This window comes from Pseudomonas graminis, assembly GCF_004364335.1.
GTDB lineage: Bacteria > Pseudomonadota > Gammaproteobacteria > Pseudomonadales > Pseudomonadaceae > Aquipseudomonas > Aquipseudomonas graminis_D.
The window spans coordinates 38,447-51,443 of the sequence record NZ_SOCR01000004.1 but is presented as its reverse complement, the minus strand read 5'-3'; the positions used below and the strand labels follow the sequence as shown (position 1 = coordinate 51,443).

Sequence of the window (12,997 nt, the reverse complement as noted above, 5' to 3'; positions counted from 1 at the left end):
CACATCGTGAACACGAGTGCGGGCGCCCAGCCTTGAGAACGATTCGACATGAATAACGCCCTGCAGCAGCTTCAGCCCTACCCTTTCGAGAAACTTCGCGCGTTGCTCGGTGCCGTTACGCCGAATCCGGACAAACGTCCGATCGCCCTGTCGATCGGCGAACCCAAGCACAAATCGCCGGAATTCGTCGCCAAGGCGCTGGCCGACAACCTCGATCAAATGGCGGTCTACCCGACCACGGCCGGGATTCCTGCGCTGCGTGAAGCCATCGCCAACTGGTGCGAGCGCCGTTTCAGCGTGCCGGCCGGCTGGCTGGATGCAACCAAACATGTGTTGCCGGTCAACGGCACCCGCGAGGCGCTGTTTGCCTTTACCCAGACGGTCGTCAATCGCGCTGACAACGGCCTGGTGATCAGCCCCAACCCGTTCTACCAAATCTACGAAGGCGCGGCGTTTCTGGCCGGCGCTACCCCGCACTATCTGCCGTGCCTGGCCGAGCACGGTTTCAACCCGGATTTCGACGCCGTCAGCGCTGATGTCTGGGACCGCTGCCAAATACTGTTTCTGTGCTCGCCGGGCAACCCGACCGGTGCGCTGATCCCGCTGGAAACCCTGAAGAAGCTCATCGCCCTGGCCGACAAGCACGATTTCGTGATCGCGGCGGACGAGTGCTACAGCGAGCTGTATTTCGACGAAGCCACTCCGCCGGCCGGTCTGCTGAGCGCCTGCGCCGAACTGGGTCGTCAGGATTTCAAGCGCTGCGTGGTGTTCCACAGCCTGTCCAAACGCTCGAACCTGCCGGGCCTGCGCTCGGGTTTCGTGGCGGGCGATGCCGACATTCTCAAGGCGTTTCTTCTCTATCGCACCTACCACGGCTGCGCGATGCCGGTGCAGACGCAACTGGCGAGCATCGCGGCCTGGAGCGACGAAGAACACGTGCGCGCCAACCGCACGCTGTACCGGGAAAAGTTTGAAGCCGTGCTGGAAATCCTCAGCCCGGTCATGGACGTGCAGCGGCCAGACGGCGGCTTCTATCTATGGCCAAGCGTCGGAACTGACGATGCGAAATTCTGCCGGGATCTGTTCGTCACCGAACACGTGACGGTGGTGCCGGGGTCATACCTGTCCCGGGATGTCGACGATTTCAATCCCGGCGCCGGGCGTGTACGCATGGCACTGGTTGCGCCGCTGGCCGAGTGCATCGAAGCCGCACAGCGCATCCGGGATTTTGTGACGAGCCGTTGATCCCTGGCGCGTTCAGGCCAGATTCTCGCCTCAGTGAGCCAGACCCAGATTGGCTTCGTTGAGATCCAGTTCCGCCAGCACCAGGCGCAGCACGTCATCGCCAATCTGGTGATGACGGTGCAGGTTGTAAAGCTCCAGACGCTGGGCACGCAGGGCGTTGAGGCGCATGCGTTTCTCCAGTTGATCCATCTGGAACGCTAAAGCCTGGGCTTCGGCGGTGTCGTTGAAGATATCCAGACGCTGGCGGTATTCGGACATGATCCGCGCCTTCACTTCCATGGCGAGCACCGCCTGCGCGGCATCGGGCGAATCCGTCGCGGCAGGGATCGCCTCATTCTCCAGTGTCTGAATCGCCGCCTGCGCCGTGCGCTTCCAGGCGTCCCTCACTTCGCGCTTCATGCGCAGGTCTGGCTCACTCACCTGCCCACGCAAGAGCAACGGTAAGCCAATGCTCGCCGACACCAGCGACAGCAGGATCACCCCCGCAGCAATGAAAATCAGCAAGTCACGCTCGGGGAAGTCGACGCCCGCGCTGATCAGAAGCGGCACCGATAACGTACCCGCAAGCGTGACGGCACCGCGCACCCCGCCCACGGTCAGCAGCAATGACGAGCGAGTCGACAGATCAAGGGTTCCGTCACCCCTGCCACGCCAGCGCCGGATCTGGATCATCAACCGCCAGACGCTTTGCACCCAGATATAACGCAACGCCGCCAGCACCACGAAGATCGCCAGCACATCAAGGCAGCGCCACAACAGGGTCGGCCACAGAGTCGCTTCATGGTGGGTGACGGCGGTGATGATGTCCGGCAGTTGTAAACCCAGCAGCAGGAAGATCAAGCCGTTGAAGGCAAATTCCAACAGGGTCCAAACGCTGCGATTGAGCAGTCGGGTGCTGGTCTGGCGGGGCAGTAGATCGACCCAGCTCTGCATCATCCCCGCCGCCACCGCCGAGAGAATTCCGGACAGCTCAAGCCGCTCGGCCAGGACGTAAGCGGCAAACGGCAATAGCAACATGAACACCACGTGGGTCGCCGGATCATCCCAGCCCCGGGTGATCATCCGGCTGCGCAGACGCCCCACCACCCAGCTGAGCGCGACGCCCACGGCCAGACCGCCGCACGCCACCAACACAAAATTCAGGCTCGCATCGGTAAGCGAGAACACCCCGGTGATGGCGGCTGCCAGGGCAAACTTGAAGGTGACCAGGCCGGTCGCGTCATTCATTAACGCCTCGCCCTGGAGCATGCGCATGATCGGCGCGGGCAGCCGGTCCTGGGCGATGGCCGAGACCGCCACGGCGTCGGTCGGAGACAGCACGGCCGCCAAGGCGAAGGCGACCGGCAAGGGAATGGAAGGCAGCAGCCAGTGGATGAAGTAACCGGCGCCGATCACAGTGAAAATCACCAAGCCTATCGCAAGGGTAAGAATCGCCCCGCGATAGCGCCAGAGATCACGCTTGGGCATCCGCCAGCCATCGGAGAACAGCAGGGGCGGCAGGAACAGAAACAGGAACAGCTCAGGGTCGAGCGCCACGTGCAGCCCTAGCGTCGGCCAGGCGAGCAAGGCGCCAGCGGCGATCTGCACCAGCGGCAACGGCAGCGGAATCACCCGGGCCAGCAATCGCGAGACACCTACCAGCGTCAATAAGATGAGGACGGTATAGGCTGTTTGCATGGCGTGATCTCCCAAACGTGTGACACATGACAGACATCGGCAACAGACCCGATGCGTCCGGCAAAGTGCCCATCTTAGCGGCTGCAACGGTCATGGGTTCCTGATAGCTCATTAGCGGGCAACCGCCGTCGCCGCCAGACAGGGCGCGTAAACCCGAGGCAAATAGACAAAGCGTCGGCCCGCCGCGCTTAGCCGGCGTGTACGTGGCATAATCCTCCACCGTTTTTTTCAACCGTCCCGAAAGGAGCAGGCCCATGGCCAAGGAAACCCACACGTTGCACCTGTTTGGGATCAAGGCATGCGACACAATGAAGAAGGCGCGCACCTGGCTCGATGAAAAATCGGTGAATTACGACTTCCACGACTACAAGACACAGGGCATCGACCGCGACCACCTGACCCGTTGGTGCAACGAGCACGGCTGGCAGACGGTACTCAACCGAGCCGGCACGACCTTTCGCAAACTGGACGAGGCGCAGAAAGCCGATCTCGATCAGGAAAAGGCCATTGAGCTGATGCTCGCTCAGCCCTCGATGATCAAGCGCCCGGTGCTGGATCTTGGCGACAAAACTCTGATTGGCTTCAAACCCGAACTGTACGCTGCGGCTATCGCCTGATTGAGATAGCCCTAAATAACGAGGTATCTGCATGTCCACTTCTCTGTTCAGCCTGGCCTTTGGCGTTGGCACACAAAACCGTAAAGGCACCTGGCTGGAAGTTTTCTACGCCCTGCCACTGCTCAACCCGTCGGCTGAAATCGTCGCCGCCGTCGCACCGATCCTGGGCTACACCGGTGGCAATCAGGCCATCGCATTCAACACCGATCTCTCCTCGCGTCTGGCCAATGCCCTCAAAGGCATCGACGACACCCAGGCCGCGCTGCTGACCCGACTCGCCGAGAGCCACAACCCGCTGGTTGCCACGCTGCTGGCTGACGACACCGCGCTTACCTCCACTCCCGAGGCTTACCTCAAGCTGCACTTGCTGTCCCATCGTCTGGTCAAGCCCCACGGTTTGAGCCTGGCCGGCGTGTTTCCGCTGCTGCCGAACGTCGCGTGGACCAGCCAGGGTGCCATCGACCTGGGCGAGCTGGCCGAGCGTCAGCTGGAAGCCCGCCTGAAAGGCCATCTGCTGGAAGTCTTCTCGGTGGACAAATTCCCGAAAATGACCGACTACGTCGTGCCGGCCGGTGTACGCATCGCTGACACCGCGCGCGTGCGCCTGGGCGCTTACATCGGCGAAGGCACCACCGTGATGCACGAAGGTTTCGTCAACTTCAACGGCGGCACTGAAGGCCCTGGCATGATCGAAGGCCGTGTGTCGGCTGGCGTATTCGTTGGCAAGGGTTCGGACCTGGGCGGCGGTTGCTCGACTATGGGCACCCTGTCGGGCGGCGGCAACATGGTGATCAAGGTCGGCGAAGGCTGCCTGATCGGCGCGAACGCCGGTATTGGCATTCCGCTGGGCGATCGCAACACCGTTGAAGCCGGTCTGTACGTTACCGCTGGCACCAAGGTCGCGCTGCTGGATGACAAAAACGAGCTGGTCAAGGTCGTGAAGGCCCGTGAACTGGCCGGTCAACCGGACCTGCTGTTCCGTCGCAACTCGCAGACCGGCGCCGTGGAGTGCAAATCCCACAAGTCGGCCATCGAGCTGAACGAAGCGCTGCACGCTCACAACTGATCGATGCTGCGTGCGGGTTCGGTTTCCCCCGGGGACCGAATCCGCCTCAACGAGCGTGACTGATATGCCCCTCATTTCTCCCTGGCGCGCTGATTTTCCGGCCATTGACGCCCTGCAACGGCAAGGCCAGACCTACCTGGACAGCGCCGCCACCGCACAAAAACCCCATGCCCTCATCGACGCCACGGTGCATTACTACGCCAACGGCGCGGCGAATGTGCATCGCGCCCAGCACCTGCTGGGCGCGATGGCGACCCAGGCCTTCGAGGACACGCGGCGCAAGGCCGGCGAATGGCTGAATGCCGGAGCGTCCGGGCAGATCGTGTTCACCCACGGCGCCACGTCCGCGTTCAACCTGCTCGCGTATGGCCTGGAGCATGTGTTCCGGGCCGGCGACGAAATTGTCATCAGCGCGCTGGAGCATCACGCCAATCTGCTGCCCTGGCAGCAACTGGCCCTGCGTCGCAACCTGAAGCTGGTGGTGTTGCCCATTACCGACGCCGGGGTGATTGATGTGGAGGCCGCCGCCGGGCTGATCACACCACGCACCCGTTTGCTGGCGGTCAGTCAGTTGTCCAACGTGCTCGGGACCTGGCAACCGGTTCGCCAACTCGTCGCGCTGGCTCAGGCACAGGGCGCGCTGACGGTGATTGATGGGGCACAAGGTGTGGTCCATGGCCGACACGATGTGCAGGACATCGGCTGCGACTTCTACGTCTTTTCCAGCCACAAGCTGTACGGCCCGGATGGTGTGGGCGTGTTGTTCGGGCGACATCAGGCGCTGGCACAGCTGCAGCATTGGCAGTTCGGCGGCGAAATGGTCCTGCAGACTGTCTACCAGACGGCCACGTTTCGCCCTGCGCCGCTGGGCTTCGAAGCGGGCACGCCGCCCATCAGCGCGGTGATCGGCCTCGGCGCGACGCTGGATTACCTCAACGGCCTCAATCAGTCCGCCGTCGCCGAATACGAAGCGCGCCTGCATGAGCGGCTGCGCGCCGGATTGATGCAGCGCGATGGTGTGCAGGTGCTGGGCGATCCCCATGTGGCGCTGGTGAGCTTTGTGGTCGAGGGCGTACACAACGCCGATCTCGCGCACTTGCTGACCGAGCAAGGCGTTGCCGTTCGTGCCGGTCACCACTGCGCCATCCCGTTGATCAGCGGTTTGGAACTCTCTGGCGCGATTCGCGTGTCGCTGGGGCTGTACAACGATTCCCAAGACCTAGAACGATTTTTCACCGCACTGGATCAGGCATTGGAGTTGTTGCGATGAGCCTGCCCATCAATGCCCGCACTGCGCTGGAAACCTTTACCGGGTCATTGAGCTGGGAAGAGCGCGCACGATTGCTGATGCAATGGGGCGAGCGCCTGCCACCCATGAGCGACGAAGAAAAAACCGACGAGCGTCTGGTGGACGGCTGCGAGAGCAAGGTCTGGCTAGTGGGCGACGTGATCGACGGTCGCTGGCAGTTCCGCGCCGCCAGTGATGCGCGGTTGATCCGGGGTCTCGTGGCGTTGCTGCTGGCCCGGGTCAATGGCCTGTCGTCGCAAGCGCTGCAGGAAGTGGATCTGGTGTCTTGGTTCACGCAGCTGGGATTGAGCCGTCAGCTGTCGCCATCACGCAGCAATGGGTTGAATGCGGTGTTGCAGAAAATGCGGCAGTTAGCCGGCTGAGATCAGCCTTCAAACAATCGCACATGAACCGCCGACCTTGTGGGAGTGACCGGGATGTCGCTCCAACTTGCTCCCGAAGGCGATGTGTCGGTCGACATCTTCTTTTCAGATCCAACGCGTTCGCCAGCAAGCCGGCTCCTACGGATTTTGTGTAGCCCGAAGATTGTGTGCGTTGCCGAGCGCCAGTGTGGGAGCGCGCTTGCCCGCGAACGGGGTGGGCCTGTTGGGATTGATGGCACAGGCAGATCGCATTCGCGGGCAAGCGCGCTCCTACAGTTGATCGTGGTTCACAGAATATCCGCGTTGGACGCAAGACCTGGGGAAGCGAGCTTGCTCGCGAAGGCGTCATGTCAGAAACATCGATGGCGACTGACACACCGCATTCGCGGGCAAGCGCGCTCCTACAGTTGATCGTGGCTCACCGAAAATCCGCGTTGGACGCAAGACCTGTGGGAGCGCGCTTGCCCGCGAAGAGGCCGGCACATCCACTCAATATTCTGCGGTTGAAATGCCGCCTTCGTGAGCAAGGATGCTCCCACATCCTCTACCGTCATTCCTTTGCCTGTGCTTTGGCCCGCTCCGACGGCCGTCGCACGCCGGCGACGATTTTGTCCACGGCCTTGGTCGCGGCGACCATCCCGAAGGTGGCGGTGACCATCATCACCGCGCCAAAACCACCCGCGCAGTCCAGCTTCACGCCATCGCCGACAAAGCTTTTCTGCAGGCAAATGCTGCCGTCGGGTTTGGGGTAGCGCAGTTGCTCGGTGGAGAACACGCACGGCACGCTGTAATGCCGAGTGACCGTGCGGGAAAAGCCGTAGTCGCGGCGCAGGGTCGAACGCACTTTGGACGCCAGCGGGTCGTTGAACGTGCGGTTGAGGTCGCAGACCTGAATCAGGGTCGGGTCGATCTGGCCGCCCGCGCCGCCGGTGGTAATGATCTGAATCTTGCGGCGTTTGCACCAGGCGATCAGCGCGGCCTTGGCGTTGACGCTATCAATGCAATCGAGCACGCAGTCGATGTCCGGCGTGATGTATTCGGCCATGGTGTCGCGGGTGACGAAATCGGCGACGGCATGAACGACGCAATCAGGGTTGATCTCCCGCAAACGGTCGGCCATGACTTCGACCTTGGTGCGGCCAACGGTGCTGCTCAGGGCGTGCAACTGGCGGTTGCTGTTGCTGACGCACACGTCGTCCAGATCAAACAGGGAAATCTCGCCCACGCCACAGCGCGCCATGGCTTCCGCCGCCCAGGAACCCACGCCGCCGATGCCGACCACCGCCACGTGGGCCGCGCGCAGGCGTTCCAGGCCCTCGATGCCGTACAGGCGGGCAACGCCGGCGAAACGCGGATCTTCTGTGCTCATGACCAATACCCCAAAAAACCGGCGCGCATTATAGGCCCTGACGGACATTCGCAAAGCGCCGAGTTGCAGACATTTGGTCTGAAAGTCGCCTCTTTCACGGCATGCCTGCAGGGCACAGTCGATGCCCTACAGGCCCGGCCGAACAAAACTTCAACACGTGTCGGTTGCCAAAGTTTCGGCCCGCTGTACCCTGTCACTCCTCCCCGTTCCCCTCTTGGAACCAGAAGCATCTATGTCATCCCGTAAATTTGGACTCAACCTCGTTGTCGTCGTGGCAATTGCCGCGCTGTTCACCGGCTTCTGGGCGCTGATCAACCGCCCCGTGACCGCCCCCAACTGGCCTGAACAGATCTCCGGCTTTTCCTATTCGCCTTTCCGGCTGGGACAGAATCCACAGAAGGATCTCTACCCGTCCGACGAAGAAATGCGTCAGGACCTGGAGCTGATGAGCAAGCAGACGGACAACATCCGTATCTACTCGGTGGACGGCACGCTCAAGGACATCCCCAAGCTGGCCGAAGAGTTCGGTTTGCGGGTGACCCTCGGCATCTGGATCAGCCCGGACCTGGAGCGCAACGAGCGAGAAATCACTACGGCAATCGAGCTGGCGAACACCTCCCGCAGCGTCGTTCGCGTGGTGGTCGGCAACGAAGCGCTGTACCGCGAAGAGATCAAACCCAAGGACCTGATGGCCGCCCTGGACCGCGTGCGGGCTGCCGTCAAAGTCCCGGTGACCACGTCCGAGCAGTGGCATATCTGGGAGAAGTACCCGGAACTGGCCAAGCACGTTGACCTGGTCGCCGCGCACATCCTGCCGTACTGGGAATACATTCCGATGGATAAGGCCGGGCAGTACGTGCTCGACCGCGCCCGCGAACTGAAACGCATGTTCCCGAAAAAGCCGCTGCTGCTCTCTGAGGTTGGCTGGCCGAGCAATGGCCACATGCGCGGCGGTGCGGACGCGACTCAGGCTGATCAGGCGGTTTACCTGCGCACGCTGGTCAACAAGCTCAACCGTCAGGGCTTTAACTACTTCGTGATCGAGGCCTTCGACCAGCCGTGGAAAGCCAGCGACGAAGGATCGGTCGGCGCGTATTGGGGCGTTTATAACGCTGCCCGCCAGCAGAAATTCAATTTCGAAGGCCCGGTCGTGGCGATCCCGCAGTGGCGCGTGCTGGCGATCGGCTCGGCAGTGTTGGCGATGCTTGCCCTCGCCTTGCTGCTGATTGATGGCTCGGCGCTGCGCCAGCGTGGCCGGACCTTCCTGACCTTCATCGCCTTCCTGTGCGGCTCTGTTCTGGTCTGGATTGGCTACGACTACAGTCAGCAATACAGCACCTGGTTCAGTTTGCTCGTCGGATTTTTACTGGCACTGGGCGCGTTCGGCGTGTTTATCGTGTTGCTGACCGAGGCCCACGAACTGGCCGAAGCAGTATGGACGCACAAGCGCCGCCGCGAATTCCTGCCCGTTGAAGGGGATTCGGCCTACAGACCGAAAGTGTCTATCCACGTGCCCTGCTACAACGAGCCGCCGGAGATGGTCAAACAGACCCTCAACGCACTGGCCGCGCTGGATTACCCGGATTTCGAAGTGTTGCTGATCGACAACAACACCAAGGACCCCGCGGTGTGGGAGCCCGTCAAAGCCCACTGCGAAATGCTCGGCCCGCGCTTCAAGTTTTTCCACGTCGCACCGCTGGCGGGCTTCAAGGGCGGCGCCCTGAATTACCTGATCCCGCATACCGCGCCGGACGCCGAAGTGATCGCCGTGATCGACTCGGACTACTGCGTCGACCGCAACTGGCTCAAGCACATGGTCCCGCACTTCGCCGATCCGAAAATCGCCGTTGTGCAGTCGCCGCAGGACTACCGCGACCAGCACGAAAGTGCGTTCAAGAAGCTTTGCTACTCGGAATACAAAGGCTTCTTCTACATCGGCATGGTCACCCGCAATGACCGCGACGCGATCATTCAGCACGGCACCATGACCATGACCCGTCGCTCGGTGCTTGAAGAGCTTGGCTGGGCGGACTGGTGCATCTGCGAGGACGCCGAACTGGGCCTGCGCGTGTTCGAAAAAGGCTATTCGGCGGCGTATGCCCATAACAGCTTCGGCAAGGGCCTGATGCCCGACACCTTCATCGACTTCAAGAAGCAGCGTTTCCGCTGGGCCTATGGCGCGATTCAGATCATCAAGCGTCACGCCGCCAGCCTGCTGCGTGGCAAGGACACCGAACTGACCCGCGGCCAGCGTTATCACTTCCTCGCGGGCTGGCTGCCGTGGGTGGCCGATGGCATGAACATCTTCTTCACGGTCGGCGCATTGCTCTGGTCGTCGGCGATGATCATCGTGCCCAACCGTGTTGACCCGCCGCTGCTGATTTTCGCGATCCCGCCGCTCGCGCTGTTCTTCTTCAAGGTCGGCAAGATCATCTTCCTGTACCGCCGCGCCGTTGGTGTGAACCTCACTGACGCGTTCTATGCGGCCCTCGCAGGGCTGGCGCTGTCCCACACCATCGCCAAAGCCGTGCTGTACGGGTTCTTCACCACCAGCATTCCGTTCTTCCGCACCCCGAAAAACGCCGAAAGCCATGGCTTGCTGGTGGCGATTTCCGAGGCTCGCGAAGAGCTGTTCATCATGCTGATGCTATGGGGCGCTGCATTGGGGATCTGTCTGGTGCAGGGTCTGCCGAGCAACGACATGCGCTTCTGGGTCTTCATGCTGCTGGTGCAATCGCTGCCGTATCTGGCGGCACTGATCATGGCGTTTCTGTCTTCACTGCCGAAACCGAAACCGGCAGACGAAGCCGCTACCGCCTGAAACAATGGGGCGCTGTACTAAACGGCGGCCTTCGGGTCGCCGTTTTGCTTTAAGCTATTCGCCGGTTTATGCCTTGCCTTCACTCAATATCTCGGACTTTTCATGACAGCCCCAGCCGACCTCTCGCCCACGCTGCAACTCGCCTGCGACCTGATCCGTCGCCCATCCGTCACGCCACTGGACGCCGACTGCCAGGCCGTGATGATGAAACGCCTGAGCGATGCCGGTTTTGCCCTGGAGCCCATGCGTATTCAGGATGTGGATAACTTCTGGGCAACCCACGGTAGTCAGGACGGTCCGGTGTTGTGCTTCGCCGGTCACACCGATGTGGTGCCAACCGGGCCGGTTCAGGCTTGGCAGAATGATCCGTTCAGCGCGCTGATCGACGAAGACGGCATGCTCTGCGGCCGTGGCGCGGCGGACATGAAAGGCAGTCTGGCGTCGATGATTGTCGCCACCGAGCGTTTCGTCGCCGATCACCCGAACCATAAAGGCAAGATTGCCTACCTGATCACCAGCGACGAAGAAGGCCCGGCCCACCACGGCACCAAAGCGGTGGTCGAGCGTCTGGCGGCGCGTAATGAGCGGCTGGACTGGTGCATCGTCGGCGAGCCGTCGAGCACGACGCTGGTGGGTGATGTGGTCAAAAACGGCCGTCGCGGTTCACTGGGCGCAACCCTCACCGTCAAAGGCATTCAGGGCCACGTCGCCTACCCGCATCTGGCAAAGAATCCCATTCATCTGGCAGCGCCTGCGCTGACTGAGCTGGCCGCCGAGCACTGGGACAACGGCAATGATTTCTTCCCGCCGACCAGCTTCCAGATCTCCAACCTGAATTCCGGCACCGGCGCCACCAACGTGATCCCGGGTGATCTGGTGGCGGTGTTCAATTTCCGTTTCTCCACCGAATCCACCGTCGAAGGCCTCAAGCAACGCGTGGCCGACATTCTCGACAAGCACGACCTGGACTGGCACGTGGAGTGGGCGCTGTCCGGCCTGCCGTTCCTCACCGAACCGGGCGCGCTGCTGGACGCGGTGTCGGCGAGCATCAAACACGTCACCGGTCGCGACACCCGTGCGTCGACCAGCGGCGGCACGTCGGACGGTCGCTTCATCGCCACCCTCGGCACACAAGTGGTCGAACTCGGGCCGGTCAATGCGACGATCCATCAGGTGAATGAACGCATCCTCGCCAGCGACCTCGACGTGCTGACCGAGATCTACTACCAGACCCTGGTCAAGTTGCTCGCCTGATGCTGACCTGCCCGATCTGCTCCGCCCCGCTCGATTCAGCGGATAACGGCGTCGTGTGCCCGGCCGGGCACCGCTTCGACCGCGCCCGTCAGGGTTACCTGAACCTGCTGCCCGTGCAGCACAAGAACAGCCGCGACCCCGGCGACAATCAGGCGATGGTCGAGGCGCGCCGCGACTTCCTCAACGCCGGGCATTACGCCCCGGTGGCCAAGCGTCTGGCCGAACTGGCCGCCGAGCGCGCCCCTGCGCACTGGGTCGACATCGGTTGCGGCGAGGGTTATTACACCGCACAAATTGCCCAGGGCCTGACCGACGCTGACGGTTATGCGCTGGACATCTCCCGCGAAGCGGTGAAGCGCGCCTGCAAGCGTGATCCGAAGATCACCTGGTTGATCGCCAGCATGGCGCGCGTGCCACTGCCGGAGGCGAGCATGCAGTTCATCGCCAGCGTGTTCAGCCCGCTGGACTGGGCCGAGGCCAAGCGTCTGCTGTCGCAGGGCGGCGGCCTGATGCGTGTAGGGCCGACCAACGACCACCTGATGGAACTGCGTCAACGCCTGTACGACGAAGTCCGCGATTACAGCGATGACAAGCACCTTGCGCTGGTGCCGGAGGGCATGAGCCTGCAGCACAGCGAAACCCTGCGTTTCACCCTGACACTGGTCGACGGCCAGGCCCGCGCCAATCTGCTCGCCATGACGCCCCACGGCTGGCGCGCCAGTGCCGAACGCCGCGCGAAGGTGATCGAGCAGGCTGAGCCGTTCGAGGTCACGGTGTCGATGCGCTACGATTACTTCGTCCTGAATTGACGGCTTGAAACACCTGAACAGACTGAATCCGCGAGTGGATTTTCCAGCACAACCAAGAGGCATCCATGCGCCAACCCGATATCGAGATTTACCTGAAAGACGCTGACGTCGACCACAAGGCGATCACCGCCTGGCTCACCGCAGACATCGGCCCTTGCACCGACTGGACGCAGAAAGGCCAGACCTGGAAATGCCGGGCCGGCGACGTGCCCGTGACCTGGATTCCCAAGGCCGTCGGCAAGTGGAACAGCCTGTGCCTGGACAGCGATAAAACTCCGTGGGAAGACGACATCGCCTGCGCCCGCGCCGCCTTCGCCGCATTGAAGGTCGAAGTGCGTTGCGCGCCGGGGACGTGGGTCGAGGAAGAGAGTGACGCCGAGGCCGACCAATGGATTCGCATCAGCGTTGACGGTGAAGAAGAAATCACCTGGCATACGTCCTGAGACGTCATTCTGACGGGCACCCGCG

At 62.1% G+C, this 12,997-nt stretch carries 11 protein-coding genes; 9 read left to right on the top strand and 2 right to left on the bottom strand.

Annotated elements, in window-relative coordinates; all coding sequences use genetic code 11:
• The first annotated feature begins 48 nt into the window (after positions 1 to 48).
• Complete coding sequence (dapC, locus tag EC919_RS07620; protein ID WP_133772716.1) at positions 49 to 1,245, top strand: succinyldiaminopimelate transaminase; 1,197 nt, start codon at positions 49 to 51, stop codon at positions 1,243 to 1,245.
• Between the two features lie 30 nt (positions 1,246 to 1,275).
• On the opposite strand, the gene EC919_RS07615 is transcribed toward dapC, so the two are convergent.
• Positions 1,276 to 2,922, bottom strand: a complete 1,647-nt coding sequence (locus EC919_RS07615; RefSeq protein ID WP_133772714.1) for a Na+/H+ antiporter — start codon at positions 2,920 to 2,922, stop codon at positions 1,276 to 1,278.
• Between the two features lie 254 nt (positions 2,923 to 3,176).
• Between EC919_RS07615 and EC919_RS07610 the strand changes: the two genes are divergently transcribed.
• From EC919_RS07610 to EC919_RS07595, 4 genes are all read left to right on the top strand, one after another.
• A complete protein-coding gene (locus tag EC919_RS07610) occupies positions 3,177 to 3,539 on the top strand; it encodes an ArsC family reductase (RefSeq protein ID WP_133772712.1) in 363 nt (120 codons plus the stop codon).
• Positions 3,540 to 3,570: 31 nt separating this feature from the next.
• Complete coding sequence (gene dapD / locus EC919_RS07605; protein ID WP_133772710.1) at positions 3,571 to 4,605, top strand: 2,3,4,5-tetrahydropyridine-2,6-dicarboxylate N-succinyltransferase; 1,035 nt, start codon at positions 3,571 to 3,573, stop codon at positions 4,603 to 4,605.
• Positions 4,606 to 4,669: 64 nt separating this feature from the next.
• A complete protein-coding gene (locus EC919_RS07600) occupies positions 4,670 to 5,875 on the top strand; it encodes an aminotransferase class V-fold PLP-dependent enzyme (protein ID WP_133772708.1) in 1,206 nt (401 codons plus the stop codon).
• The gene (locus EC919_RS07595; protein ID WP_133772706.1) at positions 5,872 to 6,276 is read left to right on the top strand and encodes a SufE family protein; all 405 of its coding nucleotides are present in this window, start codon (positions 5,872 to 5,874) and stop codon (positions 6,274 to 6,276) included. Before EC919_RS07600 ends, EC919_RS07595 begins: the two co-directional genes overlap by 4 nt.
• A gap of 550 nt (positions 6,277 to 6,826) precedes the next feature.
• Here EC919_RS07595 and tcdA read toward each other — a convergent pair.
• Positions 6,827 to 7,645, bottom strand: a complete 819-nt coding sequence (tcdA, locus tag EC919_RS07585; protein WP_133772704.1) for a tRNA cyclic N6-threonylcarbamoyladenosine(37) synthase TcdA — start codon at positions 7,643 to 7,645, stop codon at positions 6,827 to 6,829.
• 232 nt (positions 7,646 to 7,877) lie between these two features.
• On the opposite strand from tcdA, the gene EC919_RS07580 reads away from it, so the two are divergent.
• The 4 genes from EC919_RS07580 to EC919_RS07565 all read left to right on the top strand — a co-directional run bounded on the left by EC919_RS07580 (position 7,878) and on the right by EC919_RS07565 (position 12,972).
• Positions 7,878 to 10,466 carry a glycosyltransferase family 2 protein gene (locus tag EC919_RS07580; RefSeq protein WP_133772702.1) on the top strand — a complete coding sequence of 863 codons (2,589 nt, stop codon included), beginning with the start codon at positions 7,878 to 7,880 and terminating at the stop codon, positions 10,464 to 10,466.
• A 102-nt stretch (positions 10,467 to 10,568) separates the two neighbouring features.
• On the top strand, positions 10,569 to 11,720 hold the full coding sequence (dapE, locus tag EC919_RS07575) for a succinyl-diaminopimelate desuccinylase (protein WP_133772700.1): 1,152 nt from the start codon (positions 10,569 to 10,571) through the stop codon (positions 11,718 to 11,720).
• Positions 11,720 to 12,529 (top strand): putative RNA methyltransferase, encoded by an 810-nt coding sequence (locus EC919_RS07570; protein WP_133772698.1) that lies wholly within the window; start codon positions 11,720 to 11,722, stop codon positions 12,527 to 12,529. The genes dapE and EC919_RS07570 overlap by 1 nt, the downstream gene beginning before the upstream one ends.
• A 65-nt stretch (positions 12,530 to 12,594) precedes the next feature.
• Entirely contained in the window at positions 12,595 to 12,972 is a 378-nt protein-coding gene (locus EC919_RS07565; protein ID WP_133772696.1) for a hypothetical protein, read from the top strand.
• Positions 12,973 to 12,997 lie beyond the last annotated feature (25 nt).

Excerpts from the sequence above, each read along its gene's own strand:
- dapC (WP_133772716.1), top strand. The coding sequence starts at position 49 with ATGAATAACGCCCTGCAGCAGCTTCAGCCCTACCCTTTCGAGAAACTT.
- EC919_RS07615 (WP_133772714.1), bottom strand. The coding sequence starts at position 2,922 with ATGCAAACAGCCTATACCGTCCTCATCTTATTGACGCTGGTAGGTGTC.
- EC919_RS07610 (WP_133772712.1), top strand. The coding sequence starts at position 3,177 with ATGGCCAAGGAAACCCACACGTTGCACCTGTTTGGGATCAAGGCATGC.
- dapD (WP_133772710.1), top strand. The coding sequence starts at position 3,571 with ATGTCCACTTCTCTGTTCAGCCTGGCCTTTGGCGTTGGCACACAAAAC.
- EC919_RS07600 (WP_133772708.1), top strand. The coding sequence starts at position 4,670 with ATGCCCCTCATTTCTCCCTGGCGCGCTGATTTTCCGGCCATTGACGCC.
- EC919_RS07595 (WP_133772706.1), top strand. The coding sequence starts at position 5,872 with ATGAGCCTGCCCATCAATGCCCGCACTGCGCTGGAAACCTTTACCGGG.
- tcdA (WP_133772704.1), bottom strand. The coding sequence starts at position 7,645 with ATGAGCACAGAAGATCCGCGTTTCGCCGGCGTTGCCCGCCTGTACGGC.
- EC919_RS07580 (WP_133772702.1), top strand. The coding sequence starts at position 7,878 with ATGTCATCCCGTAAATTTGGACTCAACCTCGTTGTCGTCGTGGCAATT.
- dapE (WP_133772700.1), top strand. The coding sequence starts at position 10,569 with ATGACAGCCCCAGCCGACCTCTCGCCCACGCTGCAACTCGCCTGCGAC.
- EC919_RS07570 (WP_133772698.1), top strand. The coding sequence starts at position 11,720 with ATGCTGACCTGCCCGATCTGCTCCGCCCCGCTCGATTCAGCGGATAAC.
- EC919_RS07565 (WP_133772696.1), top strand. The coding sequence starts at position 12,595 with ATGCGCCAACCCGATATCGAGATTTACCTGAAAGACGCTGACGTCGAC.